Origin of the sequence: Desmospora activa DSM 45169 (assembly GCF_003046315.1) — a bacterium.
GTDB classification, from domain to species: domain Bacteria; phylum Bacillota; class Bacilli; order Thermoactinomycetales; family DSM-45169; genus Desmospora; species Desmospora activa.
The window spans coordinates 470175-492768 of record NZ_PZZP01000001.1; the positions used below are offsets into that span (position 1 = coordinate 470175).

Genomic DNA, 22594 nt, shown 5'->3' on the forward strand with positions numbered 1-22594 from the left:
AATCGAGGTGTTGATAAATGTCTTGGATGTTTCTATTTGCAGAGGGTGAATTTAATGGAGAAAATCCAACATGGGAAAAAATTGAACAGTTTATCCGGCTTATGGACGGAAAGAAGTATAATGCAATGGCTCTTGAGATGGAAGAAGGAGAGCTTATTACTTGCGGTGGAGGTAATTTGATTAAGGGAAAACGAAGGTATACCGTTAGCTATGTGTTAGGAGAAGATAATTGTAGTTTAACTAACCCAGAAGAATCAAATGAGGAGTATTTTACAATCACAGTCCAAACACCTGACGAAATACCAGCGAATTTATGTGTATGTATTGATGACGTGTTGCAAGCGGTAAAATACTTTTATGAAACGAATGGAAAACGGAATCCCAATCTTAATTGGGAATGTCTATAAACAACAATGCACAAAAGCGCCCAACCGGGTGCTTTTTTCATACGCGAAAGGAGTGATAACCATGAAAGACTGGGCATGGGTGCTGTTTCTATTGTTACCATTAATAATCCTATTAACTTTAACCCGAGGCGATCCCGCACTAATCGGCGTGGTGATTGGAGCGGTTATATGTTTGCCGCTGGGGTTTGCGTTAGGTGTGCTGTTCATTAACGCGACGGGGCGCAAGTACAGAATCTGAGTGACATTTTATGGTCGCGAAAATGTGGTTGAACGATTGCAAGAGGTAAAAGATGCTGGTGGTACACGTGAGGATATAGTTGCAGAACTAAATCAAATTAGAAAAGAGCTGTTAAATGGAACCTTGCAATTAAACTAACTGGATTTAAAGGGGGATTTGTTTTGAAAGTATGGCAGCTCAAAAGTGATTTGAACCAGGATTTTGAAGATCTCCAGCTTGTTAATTTTGATGCCGATTCCGATACCTATATTAGTCCGCTACGTGGAATTAGGCCAATATTAAACGAATGGGGAGAGGTAAAAGTATTCACTATAGAGGAGGGAGTAAAAAATGACTTTCCGAAGTTCTGGGGGGATATTCATGTTCCTGTTGTCTCCGAAAAGGCATTGAATATTATCCATGATTTAATTGAAGGTCAAGTCGAAGTATTACCTTTGAGTCATCCCCAGCATAAGTATTTTGCAATTCATGTGTTAAATGCAATAGATGCTATCAATTATGATAATGCTGTTGTAAAAGAATTGTCTTCTGGTCTTCGGGTTAGTTTTAAAAAGTACTCCTTTCTCCCGGAAAAGTTGATTGGTCAACATATTTTTAAAGTCTATCTGGACGATAGAGTTTTTTCTAGAGTCTTTGTATCAGATGAGTTTAAAGAAAGGGTAACATCAAGCTCGTTGGAAGGATACGATTTTGTGGAAGTATGGGACTCTGAAAAATCCGAATCATGATATCTCTATATGTTACTGACACCCGTAAGGGGTGTCTTTTTATGTGAAAGGGGTGTTTTACTACGAGAGATTGGGTATGGACGCTTATTTTGTTACCGGCTGTCGTCATTTTTCTTTTTTAATTTACGAAGGAACACGTGATGCGATCGTTGACTGGAAATACCGAAAAGATCCGGACAACTTTTTTGAGAAGGAGGAAGGTAGAGATGGCGAAAGAGAAGATTGAAGTTAACGTTTTGGCAGAAGAGCAGTATCGCGTCAGCATTGACGTAGGGGAAATGTGGTCGAAATGGTCAAGCGAGGATCAGGTAGCGGAGACTATTATTCATATAGGGGACGGCGCAGATGAACGAAAATAACGAAGAACTTTCCGCCGAGGAAGCGAAAGAACTCCGAGAATTAGGAGCCAGGGGCGGGGAGTTACGTAAACAAGTCGAGCAGGCACGAGAGAAATACCTACAGACGCGCTGCAAAAAGGATTACGAGCGGTACAAGCGCGCAATTAGCAGAAGGACCCAATTTATTCGTCAGAACTTGCCAGAAGGTGTGTCGTTGCCTCCGTTAATGGCTTCGTTGCTGCTGAACATGGCGGAGAAGGAGAAATGAATTCTCTATATGGTATTGACTTTGTATTGTAAAGTCAATAGAATTGAAAAGGAGATAGTGGGACGCGAACCCACTTAAAATATATGTGTATAATTTGCTAACTTAGAAGAAAAAATGGTTAAAGATTGAGATCTCAATAACCAATTCAATATTATGTTGGTTTTTTCTATACTCAAACCTCATTCAAATAACACCTCCTCCTTAAAGACCGTTACACATAACGGTTTATTTGCTTTGGGATAGTAAAAGAATATACTCTTATAAAGTCTATATTAGATTGCCAGAGTAGTCAATAGTTTTAACGTCTCTGTCCGACTCATTCCGTCAAGATACTGATGGACAACATATTGAAGATTATCGATGTGGTTCATTAACTGTTCATACGTAAACGGCTTTCCGGCACTCTGATTGATGATGATAATGAGGCTATTCAGGTATTTTTTATCGATATGGAACTCATCCCATTCATGAAGCCAATAGAGAAAACTATCGTTCTCACCTTTTACTTTTAAGGCAGAATCCATGTTGCTTTTCTCCTTTTTATCAATCTCCAATAATCCACGCCTCATCATACGTTTTTTCATTTAACACATTTTTCATCCGATCGATTTGTTTAGAGGCATGTTTATCTACAAAGATTTTCATCTGTTCCAGCTCAGACGCCAATTGATTGATCTGCTGGTGGTTTAGTCTCAAATCGGTTAGATAGTAATCCTGTAACTTTCTAAGAGTCATATAACTTCGCCAATAATTATTGTGTCGAAAGAGCGCATCATGCAATGATTGAGAGATGTAGTCGCAGTGGGTCAAATTCCCTTGTTGATACAAAAGGATATCAAGGGCCATAGATCATTCTCCTTGTTCAAAGGTAGAGTATGGAATCCCATAAATCTTCGTTTGTTGCTTTACCCTTTTCAGCTCAGCATCCCACTGCGGAAATTGCGTATGTTGGGTTCCAAAGCAATGGATCAGGTTAGTGAAAAAAGATGTCGACCCTCGGTAAATAGCCGTTTTAAATTCATCCATCGGCAACAGCCATTTCTTGGACTCCAGCTGGAATAAAAGATAATTTGATCGTACTTGCGTCATTCTCAGTAATACGGGCATATCAGGAAAACAGCGCTCAGACTGCGGGTCCATATGGACTTCATTCACATCTGATGAAAATAAATCCAACATTGATCAATCAAATCCCAGTATGGAAAGCCAAGTATTTCATCATGAAAATATGAAAGTAGAATCGCACCCTCTAAGTAATTCCAATTCATTTTACTGAATTCACTCCACTATTGCCATAAGTGTGTAGATGTCTTATAATACAGAAAGTAAAGCGCTTAACTTTTTCTTCTTTCCATATCATAAGCATCGAGGCAAGAGATCATCCTCCATAAGAATTGCTTTATCACCCCAAAAGAGAAAGCGCTTACTACAGCAAAAGTAAACATGAAAGGTTGTTCTCGATGCCGAAAAAAATCCGTTGTGCTGTTCTTGGTTTGGGCCGGTTGGGATATTGGCATGCGGAAAACTTGTCTCAACGGGTAAGAGAGGCGGAGTTGGTGGCGGTGGTGGATTCGTTTCCGGGAAGAGCGGAGCAGGTTGCACGAGAGTTAGACGTAGCAAAATGGTACCAAAGTCCGGATGAAGTGTTTGCTGATCCCGAGATTGATGCGGTGGCTATCGTTACGCCGACGACGACACACGCCGAGTTGATCAAACAAGCGGCTGCCAGTGGCAAACATATTTTTACGGAGAAACCGATAACCCAGACGGTAAAGGACGCCGATGAGGTGCTTGCCGCGATTCAACACCATCAGGTTTTTTGTCAGGTTGGTTTTATGAGAAGGTTTGACCCTTCTTATGTGGAAGCCAAAAGGAGAATTGAGGCTGGAGACATTGGAGAGCCCCTTTATTATAAAGGGATTACCCGTGATGGAAATACACCGCCCCCTGATTTCATTAAAAATAGCGGTGGACTCTATTTGGATTTTTCCATTCATGACTACGATACGGCCCGTTTCTTTTTAGGCGCGGAAGTGACAGCGGTGACAGCCCTGGGAAGTGTGGTCAAAAACGAAGTTGTGGCCCAATTTAACGATGTGGATCAGGCACTGACGTATCTAACATTTGACTCCGGTGCTGCTGCTGATATTGAAGCCAGCCGCAATGCAACCTATGGATACGATATCCGCGCAGAGATTATCGGTACAGAGGGTGCGATTCAAATCGGTTCGCTCCAACACCACGACATCAAAGTGTTAACAAAAAAGGGGTGTACCCATGATATCCTGCCTGATTTTCCATCACAGTTTTTGGATGCGTATTTGTTGGAGATGGTCTCCTTTATTCAATCCCTAAAAAATAAGCAAAAGCCGCAGGTTGATGCGATCGACGGCAAAAAAGCGTTGGAAATAGCCGTAGCCGCTACTCAATCGTATCAGACGGGAACAACGGTGCAATTGGGAGCTGTTTCTACCGTCAAAAAGTAAGCGCTTTACATTTTGCCGAGCATGATTCCGTTGATTGATTGGAGGATTATTGCTATGTTTGGGAAAAGCGCCTAACATTCAGATGATTCATTCATATGAGTGGAAGCGGCTGTAAAGAGCGATTGTGAGTCGCTATAGGATACATAGTAGAAAGAAGGCGTTGAATCGATGAAACCGACGATCTATGACGTAGCAGAAAAAGCGGGCGTCTCTATCGCTACCGTTTCTAAGGTGATCAATCATCTTCCAGTCGGACAAAAAACAAAAGCAAAAGTGTTAGCCGTTATGCAGGAGCTAAATTACCGGCCCAGCATCCTGGCATCCGCCTTAACGGGCAAGGGGACGGCGACGATTGGATTTTTGTTGCCGGATCTGGCCAATCCTTTTGTTGCGGAAATGGCACGACGGGTGGAAGACCGTGCCCATGAACGCGGCTTTAATGTGGTGATCTGTAGTACCGATTTTGATCGGACGAAAGAAGCCCGTTATATTTCGCTATTGCGACAAAAGAGTGTGGATGGCTTTATTTTAGCCGGCGGTTTTAAAAATGTAGATTTGATTATGGAATTGCTGAAGGGGCATATCCCGGTTGTGCTACTGGCGGAGTCGTATCCATCTCTATCGATCAACAGTGTGAAAGTGGACGATTTTAGTGGTGGGTATGAGGTTGCCTCTCATCTGCTCTCCTTGGGCCATCGCCAAATTGCAGTCATCGCTGAAGAAGCGAGCAGTAGTCAGGAACGGATTCGCGGTTATAAGCAGGCGATGCAGGACAAAGGAGTCAAAATTCAGAACGAATGGATCGTCATTGCCGGTTCCAGTTCAGAAGACGGCAAACGGGCGGCGGCAGAATTGCTGGATCGCTCCAATCCGCCTACCGCGATCTTCGCCTGTAACGATCTGTTGGCGATTGGCGTCATTTTGGCCGCGCGCGAGCAAGGGTTTCAAATTCCCGGTGATCTTTCCATCGTTGGCTTTGATAATACGCTGTTGTCTATGAGTAGTGACCCTCCTTTGACCACGGTGGAACAGCCGATCCAAGAAATGTGCGCACAAGTGGTCGATCTGCTCATGGAAGAGATCGAAGGAAAAGGGAAAGCAAAACAGCGCATCATGATGATGCCACAATTGATCATTCGCCAATCGACCACTACTTTTTGTCCGGGCGATGCGGTTAAGAATCCATCTTGATCAAGAAAGAAGGGAGAAAAATGGCAGAAGTCAAAATCGGAATCTTGGGAGCGGGCGGGATTGCCAAGGTGCACACCTCCATCCTCAAACAAGATGAACGAGTGAAGATCATTGGCATTGCCGATATTGTGGAAGAGAGAGCTGCTGCTTTGGCTCAGGAGGTGGGAGACGCCACAGCGGTGGGAAACATCGAGGCTTTATTTGATCTTGGTGTTGATGCGGTCTATGTGACCACACCCAATACCTTGCACGTGGAACCGGTGTTAATGTGTCTACAAAACGATATCCATGTGTTTTCAGAGAAACCGATGGCTACTTCATTGGCGGAAGCGGAACAAATCAAAGCGGTGGCTGCCACTTCAAAGGCGATATACAACTTGGGGATGAACCGCCGCTATGCTTCCGTTTATAAACGTATCAAGGAATTGATCGATGCCGGAGAACTGACGCCCTTCTTGGCCAATATCAAGATGAACCGGGGTGAGTTGTTACATCCCGCTTGGACTGCCAATCCCCAGGTTACAGGCGGCTTCCTTTATGAGACTCCTTTTCACCTCATCGATCTAAGCCGCTATCTATTTGGTGACGTTGAAACTGTTCGTTGTGAGGCCAGACAAAACATTTCGGAATCGGAGTTGGATACCTTTGCGATTTTGTTGACATTTGCATCTGGGATGGTTGCCACCTTTGTCACCTATGCCCATGCCGGGTGGAGTTTTCCCTTTGAAAGCTTAGAGGTTTACGGAAAATATAGCACCGTTTCGACACAGGAATTGGAAAAGGTAATGGTTTCCCTCGGTCTAAATCAAGCGGCACAAATCCATGATTTTTATCAGCGATCGATTGAGGATAAGTGGGGATATGTAGAGGAAGATCGCCTCTTTATCGATGCCATTGTCAATGGATCCAAACCACCAGTGACGGCGGAGGACGGTTTTCGCTCGATTCAATTGTTGGAGGCGATTATGGAAAGCGCCAAAACGGGAAATACGATCGATTTGGGGCAAAAAGTTTGATTCTTCATGAATTGAAAGCGCTTTATTTTCCTGGGGAAGGTCGGTGAAAACATGAAAGCAAAGAAACCGATCCGGGTGGGGATGGTTGGTTATCGTTTGATGGGGAGAGCCCATTCTCATGCTTATCGCGATTACCCCTTTTATTTTGATACGGAGATGATTCCACAATTACAGGGGATTGCGGGACGGAATGAAGCAGAGGTAAGAGCGGCGGCGGATAAAATGGGATGGGCCTCTTATGAAACCGATTGGCATCGGTTGCTTGAGCGGGATGATATCGATTTGATCGATATTGTTACTCCCAACGATACCCATGCCGAGATTGCTATCGCTGCGGCAGAAGCGGGTAAACATGTACTCTGCGAAAAGCCGTTGGCTCTGTCCCTGCCACAAGCAGAACAAATGTTGGAGGCGGTAAACAAAGCCGGTGTCACTCACATGATCTGCTACAATTATCGTTTTTCTCCAGCGGTGCAATGGGCGAAGAAGTTAATCGATGAAGGTCGATTGGGCCGTATTTATCATATTCGTGCCACTTTTCTGCAAGATTGGTTGATGGATCCCGATTTCCCACTCACCTGGCGCCTGCAAAAAAAGATTTCGGGTGGAGGAACACTGGGCGACTTGGGGGCTCATCTGATCGATCTGGCGCGCTTTTTGGTCGGTGAGTTTCAAGAAGTGACAGGGATGATGGAAACCTTTATCAAGAAACGACCTCTGGGCACCATGACCGATAACTTAAAAGGGCGAGCCGTCAGTGATCAGTGGGGAGAGGTGACGGTGGACGATGCAACCCTCTTTTTGGCCCGTTTTCATAATGGGGCGTTGGGCACCTTTGAATCCTCGCGCTTCAGCAGAGGGAATCGGGCAGGAAATCGGTTTGAGATTAACGGTGAAAAAGGGTCTCTCCGTTGGGACATGGAGAATTTAAACAATCTACAGGTATATCTGCATGAGGATGAGCCGGGATTGCAAGGTTTTCGTACCATTAACTGCACCGAAGAAGAACATCCTTATGCGGGGGTCTATTGGCCGGCGGGTCACATTATCGGTTATGAACATACCTTTATCAACCTCGTGTCGCAGATGATGGACGGCATTGCCGCCGGATACAATCCCCAGCCCAATTTTGAAGACGGGGTTAAAAATCAGGCAGTGTTGGCAGCGGTGGAAGAATCGGTGCAAACGCGAAGTTGGGTTCACGTTTCCTCCTTTCAGTAAAAGATGAACCCTGTTTTACGTTCATCCCATGAATAACCGGCTCAACCTCAATCAATCTGGAGGGATAAAAGATGAGAACAAAAAAAGCGTTTCATTGGTCTATCGTTTTAGTATTGGTGTCGGTAGGTTTGTTGTCGGGATGCGGCCAAATCGGTGCAGGAAGCAACGGCGATGGAATCGTGATCGGAGCGGCGATGCCCGTCTTTGACGATAAGTGGCTCTCCTATCTATACGATGCGATCAATCAATATGATAAAGAGCATGACGATGTTGAAGTATCCATGGTGGACGCCAAAAACGACTCCAGCAAGCAGTTGGAACAAGTAGAAAAGTTTATCGTTCAAGGTGTGGACGCCATCGTGATCACCCCGGTGGATACAAGCGCGGTGGAACCGATGGTCAACGCGGCTAAACAAGCCAATATCCCGGTTGTTGTTGTCAATCGTATGCCGGATGAGGATGTTTTGGCTAAATTGGATGCCTATGTCGGATCGGAATCGATTGAGGGCGGAATCAAGCAAATGGAAGAAGTAGAGAAATTGCTGGAGGGTAAGGGAAATGTCGCTATTATGACTGGTGAGTTGGGGCATGAGTCACAAATAAAAAGAACGGAAGGAAATCAAGAGGTCGTTAAAAAGAATCCGGAGATGAAAGTAGTACGCGAAGGAACGGCCAAATATCAACGAGCGGAAGGAATCCGCTTGATGGAAAATTGGATTCAATCGGGGACCAAAATCGACGCCGTTGTCGCCAATAACGATGAGATGGCCATCGGGGCGATCAGTGCGCTCAAAGCTGCTGGAAAGCTGGATGATACCATTGTAGCCGGCATTGACGGCACCCCGGATGCGCTTGAATATATTCAATCCGGAGAACTAGAAGTTTCCGTATTCCAAGATCCGGTGGGACAAGGAGAGGGAGCGATTGAGACAGCGGTTAAACTGGCACAGGGTGAAAAACTGGAGGACAAAATGGTATGGGTTCCCTATGAGCTGATCACCAAAGAAAACGTGGAAGAGTATGTGCAGAAGTGGGAGGAATATAACCAATAACCGATCAGGGTCATGTTTTGTCTGAAGCGTTTACTCTATCATTTCGTGGAGGTGATGATGGTGGAGGCGGAACCGATTTTGGAAATGAAAAATATCACAAAGGAATTTCCCGGTGTAAAAGCGTTGGACAATATACAGCTCACGGTTCAAAAAGGAACGGTTCACGGATTGATAGGGGAAAATGGAGCGGGGAAATCGACTTTGATGAAGATCCTTTTTGGCATCTATTCCTCCTTTAGCGGAACGATTGTTTTCCAGGGGAAAGAACTAAACATATCCAACCCCAAAGATGCGCTCGCCCACGGCATATCGATGATTCACCAGGAATTGAGCCCGGTGCTGGAGATGACCGTTGCTGAAAATATCTTTTTAGGCCGGGAGCCCGTCTATGGAAAAAGCGGATGGGTCAATCAAAAGAAAATTATCAAAGATACGGCTAAGTTGTTTAAAAGCTTAAACATGAACATCGATCCAACCGTCAAGATGAAAAAATTAAGTATTGCCAATATGCAAATGGTGGAGATTGCAAGGGCGGTATCCTGTCAGGCGGATCTAATCATCATGGACGAGCCCACTTCCGCCATCACGGAGAAAGAGGTGAAGCACCTTTTTGATATGATCCGCTCTCTCAAGCAAAAAGGGGTTTCCATCATATACATCTCCCACAAGATGGACGAGATTTTTAAGATTTGCGATGAGATTACGGTGTTGCGAGATGGTCGATATATCGGAACCGAATCGGTTCATCAAATAGACGCCAATCAGTTGATTCAGATGATGGTGGGAAGGGAGATTAAGCAAGTTTTCCATAAAGAGCAAGCGGAGATAAAAGAGGTGGTATTAGCCGTCCGCAACCTGTCGCGGCAGGGGAAATTTCACGATGTCAGCTTTGAAGTGCGAAAAGGAGAAATTTTGGGAGTGGCCGGCTTGATGGGAGCGGGGCGAACGGAAGTGATGGAGAGTATTTTTGGCATCGATCCCCCCACTTCAGGTGAAATCGAGCTCCAAGGGAAAAAAGTCAACATCCACTCCCCCGCCGATGCGATTCAACATAAGATCGGGCTGCTGACGGAAGACCGCAAGTTGACCGGTGCTTTCCTGCCCCTGTCCGTTAAGGATAATATGATTATTTCCGGTATGGATCAGTTTTTAAATGTGGGCTATGTAAACAATCGCTTCGTCAAAAAGAAATGTGAGGAACAAGTGAAACAATTAAATATACGTACCCCTCATCTGAATCAATTGATGATGCATTTAAGTGGCGGAAACCAACAGAAAGTCTTATTGGCCCGATGGTTACTCAATGAACCGGATCTACTCATCCTGGATGAACCGACCCGCGGAGTCGATGTAGGGGCAAAAGCGGAAATACACAAGCTGATGTCCAAGTTGGCCCAAGCAGGAAAAGCGATCATTATGATCTCTTCTGAGATGCCGGAGATTTTAGGCATGAGCGATCGCATTATCGTCATGCACGAAGGAGAGCAAAAGGGTGAGTTAAGCCGGGAAGAAGCGACACAAGAAAAAATCTTGGAAGTGGCGTATGCCTGATTCCCCTATAAGGAGGATTGAGCATGAAAACCCAAGAGTCTACCAATCATTCTACCCTTCTTCAGAATGATTCGAGGTGGAAGGAGAAGGCGTCGCAAATCTTTAGCCGCTATGGTATCTTTCTCATTTTTATCGCCATGGTGATTCTGATGTCTTTTCTGACACCCGCCTTTCTCAATGTTTATAACCTTATCAATATTGTGCGCCAAGTCTCGTTTATCGGAATTGTGGCTATGGGTGTCACCATGGTTATCATTACCAAGGGAATCGACCTGTCCTCCGGTTCTGTGATCGCTCTCGTCTCGGTGGTGGCTGCCAGCTTTGCCCACCCTGGTGATTATCCGTTGTTTGTCCCACTGGTAATCGGGCTGGCCGTTGGCGCCTGTGCCGGTTGGGTTAACGGCACCATTACTGCTAAAGGGATGATTCCTCCTTTTATCGCCACCCTCGGCATGATGACGGCAGCGAGAGGGTTGGCCTTACTCTACAGCGATGGAAAACCAATCGGCGACTTGTCGGATTCGTTTCTCTTTATTGGAGCTGGCGATATTCTGGGGATTCCGTTTCCGATCATTGTGTTTGTGGCTGTAGGGATATTTTCGCATTTGTTGCTGAGCAGTACCAAATTCGGCAAATACACTTACGCCATCGGTGGCAATGAACAGGCCGCTCGCATTTCCGGGATCAATGTGGACCGACACCTCATCTATGTATATACCTATGCCGGTTTTTTGACCGCGATTGCCGCGCTGATGCTGACAGCCCGCATCAGTGTGGGTCAGCCCAGTATGGGGGTGATGTATGAATTAGATGCCATCGCCGCCGCTGTGATTGGCGGCACCAGCTTAACCGGCGGCATCGGCACCATTCCCGGCACCATGGTGGGGGCGTTAATTATCGGCGTGTTGAATAATGGGTTGGATCTAATGAACGTATCCTCCTACTGGCAGCAAATCTTAAAAGGAGGAATTATTGTGGCCGCCGTGTTGATCGATTCCCGTAAAAACAAAAAATCGTAAAAAGGAGGGGAGAAGATGAAGATCGCCTTTAACCAAGCGACTACGATGAAATATTCCACGCTGGAGAAGGATCTGGAGCTGTGCGACAAATACGGATACGATCGGATTGAAATTCGATTGGATCAATTGAAACGGTATTTGACCAAAAATACAATCGATGATCTTCGCACCTTTTTTCAAACCCATCGGATTAAACCCTTTGCCTTTAATGCGTTGGAGTTTATCAATTTTCGTGATCCAGCCGGTTTTCGCCAAATTGAAGAAGATTTAAAGTTCCTGTGTGAATGCGGTGAAATTATCGATTGTCAAACGATTGTGGTCGTTCCTACTTTTGATATTGGTGATTATTCTTATCGCGCGATCAAAGAGGAGACAGTCGGGGTACTGCATCGGCTGGCGGAGCGGGCACAACCCTATGGGGCTAAATTGGCGTTGGAGTTTTGCGGCTATCCCAACTGTTCCATCAATACCTTTGCACAGGCGTATGAAATTGTGACCGAGGTAAATCGAGACGATGTGGGCCTTGTGCTGGATTGTTTTCACTTTTACGCCATGAACTCCAATCTTCAAGACTTGGCGCAGGCGGACCCGAATAAAATTATGGTGTTTCATATCGATGACTGTGAAGATCTGCCCGTCGGTTCATTACGGGATCATCATCGGTTGTGGCCGGGAGAAGGGGTGATTTCACTGGAATCGATCCTACAGACATTGAAGGAGATCGGTTATCGGGAGATGGCGTCGATTGAGGTGTTTCGACCGGAGTATTGGGAGTGGGAGATTGAAGCGGCGATTCAAACAGCAAAAGTGACAACGGAAGAGGTGGTAGGCAGGGTATTTCAGCGGGTGTGATTGATTTTTGCGATGAAGTTAAGCGCTTAACCCCGATAAAAAGGTGGGAATGAGCAACATGGAAACGATTCGGTTGACAACGGCACAGGCACTGGTTCGCTTTTTAAAGCAGCAGTTTATCGAATTGGATGGGAAACAAGAGCGATTGATCAAAGGCATCTTCACCATTTTTGGCCATGGCAATGTATTAGGGCTAGGTCAAGCTTTGGAAGAAGAGGCAGGTGAACTAAAAGTCTACCAAGGGCGCAATGAGCAGGGAATGGCCCATGCCGCTATCGCTTTCGCCAAGCAAAAGCACCGCAGACAAGTGATGGCTTGCACCTCCTCGGTCGGTCCAGGGGCGGCCAATATGGTAACAGCGGCGGCGACGGCTACGGCCAACAACATTCCGGTTTTATTGCTTCCCGGCGATACGTTTGCCACCCGGCAACCGGACCCGGTTCTACAGCAGGTGGAGCACACCCATAACTTAAGCATTACCACCAATGACGCCTTTCGCGCGGTCAGCAAGTATTGGGATCGGATCAATCGCCCGGAACAACTGATGACGGCGATGATTCAAGCGATGCGCGTCCTCACCAACCCCGCCGATACAGGAGCGGTCACGATTGCACTGCCTCAGGATGTGCAGGTAGAGGTGTACGATTTTCCCTGCTATTTTTTCAAAAGACGGGTGCATCGGATTGAACGGCGTGTTCCGACAGTTGCTGATTTAAACGATGCGGTGGAGCTGCTCAAACAGAAGAAAAAGCCACTGATCATCTGCGGCGGTGGGGCTCGTTATGCGGAAGCGGCCAACGCGTTAAAGCGTTTCGCTGAAACTTTCCACATCCCCTTTGCAGAAACCCAGGCCGGTAAAAGTGCGATTGCGAGCAGCCATCGATACAATCTCGGCGGCATTGGTGTAACCGGAAACCTGGCGGCTAACCGGATCGCGAAAGAAGCGGATGTGGTGATTGGTGTCGGCACCCGCTATACCGACTTTACCACCGCTTCAAAACAGCTGTTTCAACATCCTGATCTCGATTTTTTGACGATCAATATCTCCGATTATCACGCCAGTAAGCTGGATGCGGTTAAGGTTGTGGCCGATGCCAGATTGGCTCTGGAAGCGTTACAGCAAGAGCTAGAGAAAATCGCATATCGTTCTGGTTACACTGATGAGATTGAACGGGCGAAGGAGGCGTGGCAAACGGAACTTCAGCGGCTACGTCAAGTGCGATACCAAGCGCAAAACTTTACCCCTGAAGTCGCCGGGCAGCTGGATGAAGTGCTGCCGGAGTTTGTGGATACCTTTCAGTCGCGTTTGACCCAGACGGAAGTGATCGGCTGCATCAACGAAGCGATCGATGATGATGCTGTCGTGGTAGGAGCAGCAGGCAGTCTTCCGGGAGATTTGCAACGGATGTGGGAATCGCGCCAGCCCCACACCTACCATATGGAATACGGTTACTCCTGTATGGGATATGAGATCGCCGGTGCCCTTGGGGTTAAAATAGCAGAGCCAGATCGAGAAGTTTATGCCATGGTGGGGGATGGAAGCTACCTGATGTTACATTCGGAGTTGATTACTAGCCTGCAGGAAGGCAAAAAAATCAATCTGTTGTTGTTTGATAACGCCGCTTTTGGCTGTATCAACAATTTGCAGATGGGAAACGGCATGGGCAGCTTTGGTACGGAATTCCGTTATCGCAATCCGGAAAGCGGGCGCATGGACGGCAATCTGATCCCGATCGATTTTGCCCTCAGTGCTGCCGGTTACGGCGTGAAAACTTATCGCGTCAAAACGGTAGAAGAATTGCAGGCGGCGATTGCAGACGCTAAACAGCAAACCGTCTCCATCTTAATCGATATCAAGGTTTTGCCTAAGACGATGACCGATAGCTATGAATCCTGGTGGCATGTCGGGATTGCCGGAGTTTCCAACAATCCCGAAGTAGAGGCCGCCTATCGTCGCAATGAGAGCAACTTAAAGAAAGCGAGAAAGTACTAGAGCTGTTGGTAAAGTGCTGCAGTGGGGAATTCCGGTACCCCGCTTTTATCAGGTATCTCAAATGACTCGTTTGCAGAGGTGATCAGTATGGCGTTACAACAAGTTCAGCGGGAGCAGTTTCGGTTGGGTATTGCTCCTATTAGTTGGGTAAACGATGATATTCCCGGTCTTGGTGATGATCGCTATACAGCGGATCAAGTTTTGTCCGAAATCGCGTCCCTTGGATATATTTCCACGGAAATGGGACGGATTTTCTCGCAAGATCCCCCTTCGCTAAAGAGGCGCTTGGAGAAGCACGGCGTGCAGCTTGCCAGCAAATTTGTGGGTGTGTTGTTTTCCGATGCCGATCGGCAGGAAGAAGAGTTAACCTCGTTTCGGCAATGGGTCTCCTTTTTAAAAGAGATGGGCTGTGAGTATGTGATTACCTGTGAGACGGGGGGGTCGATGCATTGGGATCCGCGTCGCTCCCCGGAGGATAAGGAGGTGCAGAAATTAACGGATCACCAATGGGAGACACTGGTAGAGGGGCTGCATCGAGCGGCAGCCATTTGTGAGGAAAACGGGTTACAGCTGGTCTATCATTTTCACGCCGGCACCGTCGTAGAGACAGCGGCTGAGATTGATCGTTTAATGGCGTCGACGGATCCTGATTTGGTGCATCTGTTGTACGATACGGGTCATGCCTTATATGGAGGATACGATCCACTGGCGTTGTTGCGCAACTATCGGGATCGCATCTGCTATGTTCATTTAAAAGATGTGCGTAGGGGAATTTTGGAGACTGTGAGAAGAAAAAATATCGATTTCCGGACGGCAGTGTTAAAAGGGCTGTTTACCGTTCCCGGTGATCCGGAAGGCTGTATCGACTTTGCTCCCATCTTTCAAGAGCTAGTAGATCAAGACTATCACGGTTGGACGATTGTGGAGGCGGAACAGGACCCGGCTAAAGCCCATCCCTATCAATATGCACAAATGGCGAAAGCGTATATTGATGAGACGATTCTCTCGATCAAAGGCAATCTCAGATAAGAAAGGGGTTTATCATAATGAGCGACCTGATCGTAGCTAGTGGCAAACCGGATCAATCGGGAAATGTCTTGCGGATCACGCCGGAATCCGCCGGGTGGCAGTATGTCGGATTTGAAGTGTATACGTTACAACAAGGGCAAACCTGGCAACAACACACCGACGATCAGGAAGTTTGCTTGGTGTTGTTAAGCGGCAAAGCCCATGTTTCCAGCACAAATGAGCAGTGGCAAAACATCGGTCAACGTATGGATGTATTTGAAAAGATTCCTCCTTATTCCGTCTATATTCCCTCGGATGATTGTTATCGTATAGAAGCGGTGACCGATGTGGAAGTAGCTGTCTGTCTGGCGCCGGGAAGAGGGACAACCGCTGCTCGTCTCATCCCGCCGGAAGAGGTGGGTGTTGAAACAAGGGGGGCAGGGAACATTGAGCGGCAGATTCACAATATCCTACCGGAACAAAAACCGGCGGATAGCTTGTTGGTGGTGGAAGTGTTTACCCCTGAAGGGAACTGGTCCAGCTATCCTCCACACAAGCATGACCGCGATCAACTGCCGGATGAATCGTATCTGGAAGAGACCTATTACCATAAAATCAACCCCGGCCACGGTTTTGCCGTGCAACGGGTGTATACCGATGATCGTTCCCTTGATGAAACATTAATTGTGAAAAACGGAGAGGCAGTCTTGGTTCCGAAAGGGTATCATCCCGTCTCAGCCCCACCAGGGTATGAACTCTACTACTTAAATGTGATGGCAGGACCGGTGCGCACGTGGAAGTTTCATAATGATCCCGATCACGCATGGGTGATGGAAAGGAAAGTGACGGTGAAATAGGGTGAAAGGAGAAACGAACACAATGGACGGATTATTTCAAGCAGCAGATTGCACATCGATCATTCTGGAACAGCGACTACATCATCCAGGACGACCGCGGGAGTTGGCCGTTCATCGCCGCCGTCGCAAGGGATGGCAGCGGGAGAAGCTGGTGATTTTAGCGGCGGATCACCCTGCTCGCCGGGAAACGAGTGCCGGTGGTGACTTATGGGCAATGGCAGATCGAGCGGAGCTGTTACACCGGATCGTTTCCACGCAATCCCGATGAGATGGTACGCCTGATCGGAGTGGCGACCGGCTTAGGGTATACAACGGAAAACCGTTGGCTTAAATTGCCGATGACGGCGGAGTTTGATCGGCTTGCCGCCGCCACCACTTGTCCGATTGTGTTGTTGGGTGGCGCAAAACCGGGCAAAACCGGTACTTTGGTGGAGGATGTGCGGCGGTGTATGGATGCGGGGTCCCATGTACGAGGATTGATGATCGGTCGAGGCGTCCTTTTTCCGGAAGACGGCGAACAACCGGAAGCCGTGGCCGCCCGCTTGGTGGAAGCGGTTCACGGTGTAGCGGCAAAGGAGGTTGTGCAATGAGTGGAGCGGAAGTGTACAGTTTAGGGCGCGTAATTGTCGACTTATATGCCCACGAGCTTCATACCCCGTTGCGGAAAGTGGAGTCCTTTCATAAATATCTGGGAGGCTCAGCGGGGAATACCGCGGTGGGGCTTGCCCGTCTAGGCGCAAAAGCGGGCTTGATCAGCCGGGTGGGGAATGATCAATTTGGCGCCTTTCTTTCCGAGAAGCTGGCGGAAGAGGGGGTGGATACAAGCATGGTGAATACTGATCCCAACTATCCCACCGGATTAGCGTTTGCCGCCCTCTTTCCCCCGGCAGATTCCGATGTCTTGTTTTACCGAAAGCCTTGTGCCGATGCCCATGTCTCCCTGGAAGATATCGATTTTGAGGTGTTGCGGACAGCCAAGGCACTTACCGTTTCCTGTACGGTTTTATCCCAATCTCCGGGTCGGGAAGCTACATTGGCAGCATTGGAGGCGAATCGGGATTCCGGTGGAGTCAATATCCTCGATTTGGATTGGCGGCCGATGTTTTGGCAGGATGACGAAGAAGCGCGGGTGATTTATCGAGCGGCGTTGCGGCTGGCCGATGTGGTGTTGGCCAATGAAGCGGAATTAGTTTTTGCCGGACAGTCCGATAAACCGGCGGATGCGGCCCGTACACTGTTTTCCCTCGGTGTAACGGAAGTGGTAGCCAAACGGGGCGGAAACGGCGTCTTATATTATGGAAACGAAGAGGAGTTTTATGTTCCGCCGGTGGCGGTTGAGGTGCTAAATACCCTCGGTGCCGGGGACGGATTTGGAGCGGCCTATACCTATGGATTGTTACAGGGATGGTCAGCACAAAAGCGGGTGAGGTTTGCCGCCGCCGCCGGCGCGATTGTGGTTAGCCGTCACAGCTGTTCCGAAGCGATGCCGACGCTGGAGGAAGTAAAAGAATGGATGGACGAAACTCCGCAACAGGTATAAAACAGCGATTATAAGTGTTGAAGGGAGAGTGAGGAAAATGACGGCACCGATTCAAGTAAAAACCTTAAAAAATTACATAGGGGGAGAGTGGGTGGACGCCGCCTCCAATCAACGGATGGATGTTCCTAATCCAGCTAGCGGTAAGTCCCTCGCCGCAGTACCCCTGTCCTCCAAGGAAGAGGTGGCTGAGGCGGTGGCGGTTGCCGCTGACACTTTTCGCACCTGGAGCAAGACACCGGTGCCGATACGGGCCCGGATTCTGTTTCGCTATCAGCAATTGTTGTTGGAACATCGCGAAGAGTTAGCACGGCTGATCACGTTGGAAAACGGCAAAAGTATCAAGGAAGCTTTGGGTGAGGTACAACGGGGAATCGAATGTGTAGAGTTTGCCGCCGGTGCTCCCACCCTGATGATGGGCACACAGCTGCCGGATATCGCCAACGGGATTGAATCGGGGATGTATCGTTATCCGATTGGAGTGGTGGGCGGGATTACCCCGTTTAATTTTCCGATGATGGTGCCTTGTTGGATGTTCCCGCTGGCAATCGCTTGTGGAAACACCTTTGTACTGAAACCGTCGGAGCGGGCGCCCCTTTCCGCCAATCGCTTGGCGGAGCTTTTTAGCGAGGCGGGCTTGCCTGACGGTGTGTTCAATGTGGTTCACGGTGCCCATGATGTGGTTAACGGCATCCTGGAGCATCCACAGATTCGCGCGGTTTCTTTTGTCGGTTCCCAACCGGTGGCAGAATACGTCTATAAAAATGCCGCTGCCCAGGGCAAACGGGTGCAAGCCTTAGCTGGAGCTAAAAACCACTCCATTGTGATGCCTGATGCGGATCTGGATACAGCTATCAAAGGCATTACCGCCGCTGCCTTCGGGTCGGCGGGAGAGCGGTGTATGGCTTGCTCGGTAGTGGTAGCTGTCGGTGATATTGCCGATGCGTTGGTGGAGCGATTGGTTACAGCGGCAGATAGAATTAAAATCGGTAACGGCTTGGAAGAAGACGTTTTTCTCGGGCCGGTCATCCGTGATACCCACAAAGCCCGTACCCTCGGTTATATTGAGACCGGAAAAAAAGAAGGCGCCCGGCTGGTACGAGACGGCCGCCAAGACGATTTGCCTGAAGAAGGGTGGTTTATCGGTCCCACTATCTTTGACGATGTTACGCCCGGCATGAAAATCTGGGAAGAGGAAATTTTCGCCCCGGTGTTGTCGGTGGTACGGGCTACCGATCTGACAGAAGCGATCGCCATCGCCAACCGTTCCCGCTTTGCCAATGGCATGTGCATCTATACCGATAGCGCCAAAGCGGTGCGCCAGTTTCGGGAGGAAGCCGATGCCGGCATGTTGGGCGTCAACTTAGGCGTTCCTGCCCCCATGGCCTTCTTCCCTTTCTCCGGCTGGAAAGACTCCTTTTATGGTGACCTTCATGCCAATGGCCGCGACGGAGTCGATTTCTACACCCGCAAAAAGATGGTCACCGCTCGCTATTAAGTGTTACCACACAAAACCCCTGGAGAATTCCAGGGGTTTTGTGTGGATTCCACAAGCCTGAAGGCATGGGGTTTTTATTGTTAATTTCATGAAAAAAAGGCCTCCTTGGCATGGGTTTATCAGAACTACGATATCATGTTCATCCCCACTAAAGCATAAAATCCATTTGCACTGGAATAAAAGTAGATGAAAACCCAATGGGAGGGGTCGATTTGTTTCAACCGGAGCTGGAAATTCTGGAGCGTCGTCGGTTGGAAGAACTACAGGTGGAGCGGTTGCAAACAACCCTGGAGCGGGTATATTCCTCTGTTCCATTTTATCGACAGCGGCTGGATCGAGCAGGGGTGAAGCCGAATCAAATCCGGTGTGTAGATGATGTGCGCCGGTTACCCTTTACACATAAGACGGATCTAAGGGAAGCGTATCCCTTTGGCTTATTTGCCGTTAAACCGAATAAGGTGGCCCGGATTCATGCTTCCTCTGGAACGAGCGGAAAGCCAACAGTAGTGGGGTACACAAAAGACGATCTACAGCGCTGGGCGGAAGTGTGTGCACGTGCGATTGTTACTGCTGGAGGAAAGCCGGGGGATCGGTTGCACAATGCATATGGATACGGTTTGTTTACCGGTGGGTTGGGATTACATCAGGGCGCTCATCGCCTCGACATGACGGTTATTCCTGCCTCTGTCGGTCAACGCAAACGTCATGTCCTGTTGATTCAGGATTTTCAGCCGCAAGGGGTTGCCGCTACCCCTTCTTTTATGCTTAGCCTGGGGGAAACGATGAAAGAATTGGGGATCGATCCGAGACAAACTTCGCTCTTGTATGGAATTTTTGGCGCGGAGCCGTGGTCGGAAGCGATGCGGACAGCCTTAGAAGAGATGTGGGGAATGGATGCCTTGGATATCTATGGACTGTCGGAGGTGATTGGACCAGGAGTGTCGATTGAATGTCGCGAAGCAAAAGACGGACTTCATATCGCGGAAGATCATTTTGTGGTGGAAGTGATTGATCCCGATTCAGCAGAACCCCTGCCGGATGGAGAAACCGGAGAATTGGTTTTTACGTCCCTGACGAAAGAAGCATTTCCGATATTGCGCTATCGTACAGGGGACATCGCGTCCCTCACCCAGGAACGGTGTCGGTGTGGCCGTTCCCATGCCCGCATGTCCCGTGTCAAAGGGCGGGTGGACGATATGCTTATCGTTCGTGGTGTCAATCTGTTTCCATCGGAGTTGGAAAATGTGATCATCCGCGTGGAGCAATTAGCCCCCCATTATCAAGTGGTGCTTTCACAAAAGGAGGCGATCAATCGAATCACCTTAGAAGTAGAGGTGACAACTGGCTGGTGGGAACAACAGGGTAAAGTTCTCGATTACGAGCGGGAGGGTGTACACCAGCTTTATCAACGGGTGAAATCGCTGTTAAAGGAGAGGCTCGGCATTACTATAGAAGTAGCATTAAAACCGCCCCATTCCCTACCCCGCGCAGAGGGAAAAGCGGTCCGGGTGATCGACCGTCGTGCAATCCGCTAAAAAAAGAGAAACAATCAGGATGATTATTCCCGACAGGCACTTCCACCTGGCCAAATACCCATTGCTTCCAACTGCTTTCTTGTCTGTGGTGTTCCCAATTGATACACCAACTGATATACCTGTTGCAAAGTTCGGTCATAACCGTCGTTTTCACGGTTTTGGTTATAAGCGAGGAAAGGGATATGTGAGTCCCAAAACGTCTCCATATCCTCTACCGAGTTATTGCCGATCAAATTGTTTAATTGCTGCAATTCTTCCTGAGTCGCTTCGATCTCAAATTGAAAAGAAGAATCATCCGGTTGCTGCAAAACCTCGCCCATGGTCTCCCCGGAGTGGATAGAAACATAATAGCGGTTACGGCTGTGATCCATCGAACTTCCCTCCGATCCCATTGTTTTTATGTAGAATACCAATTCATCGGATTTCTTATACAAAAAAAGAGCCAGTGTCGACCCGAAGGTTGGACACTGGCTTGAGCTTGAAAGCGAAAGCGAAGGTTAGACACCTTGGCTGACGGCGTTGTCGTCGCTGCCGACCATGTTGTTGCTGTCGGAACCGATTTGGATCGGTACTTGGACGATAACGTTGATCAAACCGGCGGTGTTACGGACTTTTGCTTTGTTAATCGTGTTGGCTGCTGCTTTGAATTTTTCTTTTTTCAAACGGACATGCGCTTTTTTTCTTCTTTTTTTCTTTTTGATGCACCAGCAGTTCATGTGTAACACTCCTTTTAAAAAATATAGTTAGATAGGGAATCGTTATCGTTGCTGACCGGATTGCTGATCATTAGAGGAAGGTGTGGGGCCATTGGAGGGTGGCGGCGGGTTTAGATCTTGGAACAATTGTGCAACTAAGGTTCCTACACCGGTCACCAAGCCAGCAACATTGGTTAACACGTTTTGGATCAAGGTTCCAGGGTTAACTTGAATAGACTGGCGAACCTGATTTGCCAGTTCTTGTATTTTCCTTTGGGCCATGAACTTCACCTCCTTTTATGAATCTAAGCTTTCGCTTTGCTATAATGTATAGCATTTGGAGGGAAGTTGTGAGTAACTTTGGTTCGCTGTCTATGCCCCTTTTTTGCTTGATTACTAGTATAAAGGCAGGGACTCGCAGAAGCGGTCCCTTATTGATTCGTTGTGTTTGCGTTACTGTTTACCATGTGGGTGGCGTTTGCTGCAAATTGAATCGATATTTGAATGACGATATTGATCAACCCGCTGAGATTATAAATAACAGTTAGATTGATGGTCTCATTCCGATCAGGTTTCCTATTGGCATAGAGCGATTGTGAAGATCGCCGTTTTCCTCTGATTGAAGGTCTATATTTCCCTCCTCTTATCGTGATGGTTTGGAAGGGTCACCGTTGGAGGAGGGGGTGTTGGAAGCACCGGGGTTGGCGGGGTTTTGATTCATCTGTGCTTGCATTTGTTGCTGCGCTTGTCGAAGAAGTTTTCTTTTTTGTTGATCCATTGTGTTCGTACTAAAACGAACGGCGTCCGTAATGAAATTGGCGAGGCTTTGAAACATATTTCCCATTTGCTCGGCTTGCCCTTGTTTGGGCTGGGTAGATCCCGATTGGGCGGCTTGTGTGGGAGCATTATTGGGAAGTGGATCTTCGTTTAAAAAATCATTGATCGCCTCATATACCTGTTTCCGGAGTTGATCTTCAAGCTGACGGGAAATCTGCTCCATCTGCTTTGGATCGGGTTTTTGTTGAGACAAGGGTAAAACAACTCCTTTCGCAATCGATAATCTTTCCTTACAACATATAAGGAAGTGGACAAATTGGTGCGCCA

General features: G+C 47.9%; 29 protein-coding genes. 22 read left to right on the forward strand and 7 right to left on the reverse strand.

Annotation, left to right across the window (positions count from 1 at the left end):
* The first annotated feature begins 17 nt into the window (after positions 1-17).
* The 6 genes from C8J48_RS02305 to C8J48_RS02320 all read left to right on the forward strand — a co-directional run bounded on the left by C8J48_RS02305 (position 18) and on the right by C8J48_RS02320 (position 1979).
* Positions 18-407, forward strand: a complete 390-nt coding sequence (locus C8J48_RS02305; protein WP_107724761.1) for an Imm1 family immunity protein — start codon at positions 18-20, stop codon at positions 405-407.
* A 61-nt stretch (positions 408-468) separates the two neighbouring features.
* Entirely contained in the window at positions 469-645 is a 177-nt protein-coding gene (locus C8J48_RS18600; RefSeq protein ID WP_170105084.1) for a hypothetical protein, read from the forward strand.
* Positions 646-806: 161 nt separating this feature from the next.
* Positions 807-1373: an imm11 family protein gene (locus tag C8J48_RS02310; protein WP_107724762.1), complete on the forward strand. Its 567-nt coding sequence runs from the start codon at positions 807-809 to the stop codon at positions 1371-1373.
* A gap of 43 nt (positions 1374-1416) precedes the next feature.
* The gene (locus C8J48_RS02315; protein WP_107724763.1) at positions 1417-1599 is read left to right on the forward strand and encodes a hypothetical protein; all 183 of its coding nucleotides are present in this window, start codon (positions 1417-1419) and stop codon (positions 1597-1599) included.
* On the forward strand, positions 1580-1732 hold the full coding sequence (locus tag C8J48_RS18605; RefSeq protein WP_170105086.1) for a hypothetical protein: 153 nt from the start codon (positions 1580-1582) through the stop codon (positions 1730-1732). The genes C8J48_RS02315 and C8J48_RS18605 overlap by 20 nt, the downstream gene beginning before the upstream one ends.
* Positions 1719-1979, forward strand: a complete 261-nt coding sequence (locus C8J48_RS02320; RefSeq protein ID WP_107724764.1) for a hypothetical protein — start codon at positions 1719-1721, stop codon at positions 1977-1979. The genes C8J48_RS18605 and C8J48_RS02320 overlap by 14 nt, the downstream gene beginning before the upstream one ends.
* A gap of 272 nt (positions 1980-2251) precedes the next feature.
* Here the strand turns inward: C8J48_RS02320 and C8J48_RS02325 are convergent, their stop codons facing one another.
* From C8J48_RS02325 to C8J48_RS02335, 3 genes are read right to left on the reverse strand one after another with little or no spacing between them, the layout of a single operon-like run.
* Positions 2252-2503 (reverse strand): hypothetical protein, encoded by a 252-nt coding sequence (locus C8J48_RS02325; RefSeq protein ID WP_107724765.1) that lies wholly within the window; start codon positions 2501-2503, stop codon positions 2252-2254.
* Positions 2504-2522: 19 nt separating this feature from the next.
* A complete protein-coding gene (locus C8J48_RS02330) occupies positions 2523-2825 on the reverse strand; it encodes a hypothetical protein (RefSeq protein WP_107724766.1) in 303 nt (100 codons plus the stop codon).
* 3 nt (positions 2826-2828) lie between these two features.
* The gene (locus C8J48_RS02335; protein WP_107724767.1) at positions 2829-3158 is read right to left on the reverse strand and encodes a hypothetical protein; all 330 of its coding nucleotides are present in this window, start codon (positions 3156-3158) and stop codon (positions 2829-2831) included.
* 281 nt (positions 3159-3439) lie between these two features.
* On the opposite strand from C8J48_RS02335, the gene iolG reads away from it, so the two are divergent.
* The 16 genes from iolG to C8J48_RS02415 all read left to right on the forward strand — a co-directional run bounded on the left by iolG (position 3440) and on the right by C8J48_RS02415 (position 20795).
* Complete coding sequence (gene iolG / locus C8J48_RS02340; protein WP_107724768.1) at positions 3440-4465, forward strand: inositol 2-dehydrogenase; 1026 nt, start codon at positions 3440-3442, stop codon at positions 4463-4465.
* 168 nt (positions 4466-4633) lie between these two features.
* The gene (locus C8J48_RS02345; RefSeq protein WP_107724769.1) at positions 4634-5656 is read left to right on the forward strand and encodes a LacI family DNA-binding transcriptional regulator; all 1023 of its coding nucleotides are present in this window, start codon (positions 4634-4636) and stop codon (positions 5654-5656) included.
* 20 nt (positions 5657-5676) lie between these two features.
* Positions 5677-6672 carry a Gfo/Idh/MocA family protein gene (locus C8J48_RS02350; RefSeq protein ID WP_107724770.1) on the forward strand — a complete coding sequence of 332 codons (996 nt, stop codon included), beginning with the start codon at positions 5677-5679 and terminating at the stop codon, positions 6670-6672.
* A gap of 51 nt (positions 6673-6723) precedes the next feature.
* Entirely contained in the window at positions 6724-7893 is a 1170-nt protein-coding gene (locus tag C8J48_RS02355) for a Gfo/Idh/MocA family protein (RefSeq protein ID WP_107724771.1), read from the forward strand.
* A gap of 71 nt (positions 7894-7964) precedes the next feature.
* The gene (locus C8J48_RS02360) at positions 7965-8945 is read left to right on the forward strand and encodes a sugar ABC transporter substrate-binding protein (RefSeq protein WP_107724772.1); all 981 of its coding nucleotides are present in this window, start codon (positions 7965-7967) and stop codon (positions 8943-8945) included.
* Positions 8946-9002: 57 nt separating this feature from the next.
* Positions 9003-10496 (forward strand): sugar ABC transporter ATP-binding protein, encoded by a 1494-nt coding sequence (locus C8J48_RS02365; protein WP_245891045.1) that lies wholly within the window; start codon positions 9003-9005, stop codon positions 10494-10496.
* A gap of 23 nt (positions 10497-10519) precedes the next feature.
* Positions 10520-11515 carry an ABC transporter permease gene (locus C8J48_RS02370; protein ID WP_107724773.1) on the forward strand — a complete coding sequence of 332 codons (996 nt, stop codon included), beginning with the start codon at positions 10520-10522 and terminating at the stop codon, positions 11513-11515.
* A 15-nt stretch (positions 11516-11530) separates the two neighbouring features.
* On the forward strand, positions 11531-12367 hold the full coding sequence (locus C8J48_RS02375; RefSeq protein WP_107724774.1) for a sugar phosphate isomerase/epimerase family protein: 837 nt from the start codon (positions 11531-11533) through the stop codon (positions 12365-12367).
* Between the two features lie 58 nt (positions 12368-12425).
* Positions 12426-14360, forward strand: a complete 1935-nt coding sequence (gene iolD, locus C8J48_RS02380) for a 3D-(3,5/4)-trihydroxycyclohexane-1,2-dione acylhydrolase (decyclizing) (protein WP_107724775.1) — start codon at positions 12426-12428, stop codon at positions 14358-14360.
* A gap of 87 nt (positions 14361-14447) precedes the next feature.
* Positions 14448-15389, forward strand: coding sequence for a myo-inosose-2 dehydratase (iolE, locus tag C8J48_RS02385; RefSeq protein WP_107724776.1), 942 nt, complete (start codon positions 14448-14450; stop codon positions 15387-15389).
* Positions 15390-15406: 17 nt separating this feature from the next.
* On the forward strand, positions 15407-16225 hold the full coding sequence (gene iolB, locus C8J48_RS02390; protein WP_107724777.1) for a 5-deoxy-glucuronate isomerase: 819 nt from the start codon (positions 15407-15409) through the stop codon (positions 16223-16225).
* Between the two features lie 22 nt (positions 16226-16247).
* The gene (locus C8J48_RS02395; RefSeq protein WP_107724778.1) at positions 16248-16493 is read left to right on the forward strand and encodes a Cgl0159 family (beta/alpha)8-fold protein; all 246 of its coding nucleotides are present in this window, start codon (positions 16248-16250) and stop codon (positions 16491-16493) included.
* Positions 16426-16815 carry a Cgl0159 family (beta/alpha)8-fold protein gene (locus tag C8J48_RS02400; RefSeq protein WP_146160436.1) on the forward strand — a complete coding sequence of 130 codons (390 nt, stop codon included), beginning with the start codon at positions 16426-16428 and terminating at the stop codon, positions 16813-16815. Before C8J48_RS02395 ends, C8J48_RS02400 begins: the two co-directional genes overlap by 68 nt.
* Entirely contained in the window at positions 16812-17765 is a 954-nt protein-coding gene (iolC, locus tag C8J48_RS02405; protein ID WP_107724780.1) for a 5-dehydro-2-deoxygluconokinase, read from the forward strand. Before C8J48_RS02400 ends, iolC begins: the two co-directional genes overlap by 4 nt.
* 37 nt (positions 17766-17802) lie before the next feature.
* Positions 17803-19260 (forward strand): CoA-acylating methylmalonate-semialdehyde dehydrogenase, encoded by a 1458-nt coding sequence (locus tag C8J48_RS02410; RefSeq protein WP_107724781.1) that lies wholly within the window; start codon positions 17803-17805, stop codon positions 19258-19260.
* Between the two features lie 212 nt (positions 19261-19472).
* On the forward strand, positions 19473-20795 hold the full coding sequence (locus C8J48_RS02415) for a phenylacetate--CoA ligase family protein (RefSeq protein ID WP_245891046.1): 1323 nt from the start codon (positions 19473-19475) through the stop codon (positions 20793-20795).
* Between the two features lie 23 nt (positions 20796-20818).
* On the opposite strand, the gene C8J48_RS02420 is transcribed toward C8J48_RS02415, so the two are convergent.
* From C8J48_RS02420 to C8J48_RS02435, 4 genes are all read right to left on the reverse strand, one after another.
* A complete protein-coding gene (locus tag C8J48_RS02420) occupies positions 20819-21166 on the reverse strand; it encodes a hypothetical protein (protein WP_107724783.1) in 348 nt (115 codons plus the stop codon).
* Between the two features lie 126 nt (positions 21167-21292).
* A complete protein-coding gene (locus C8J48_RS02425) occupies positions 21293-21511 on the reverse strand; it encodes a hypothetical protein (protein ID WP_107724784.1) in 219 nt (72 codons plus the stop codon).
* A gap of 42 nt (positions 21512-21553) precedes the next feature.
* The gene (locus C8J48_RS02430; protein ID WP_107724785.1) at positions 21554-21772 is read right to left on the reverse strand and encodes a hypothetical protein; all 219 of its coding nucleotides are present in this window, start codon (positions 21770-21772) and stop codon (positions 21554-21556) included.
* Between the two features lie 361 nt (positions 21773-22133).
* The gene (locus C8J48_RS02435) at positions 22134-22520 is read right to left on the reverse strand and encodes a hypothetical protein (RefSeq protein ID WP_107724786.1); all 387 of its coding nucleotides are present in this window, start codon (positions 22518-22520) and stop codon (positions 22134-22136) included.
* Positions 22521-22594: the final 74 nt, after the last annotated feature.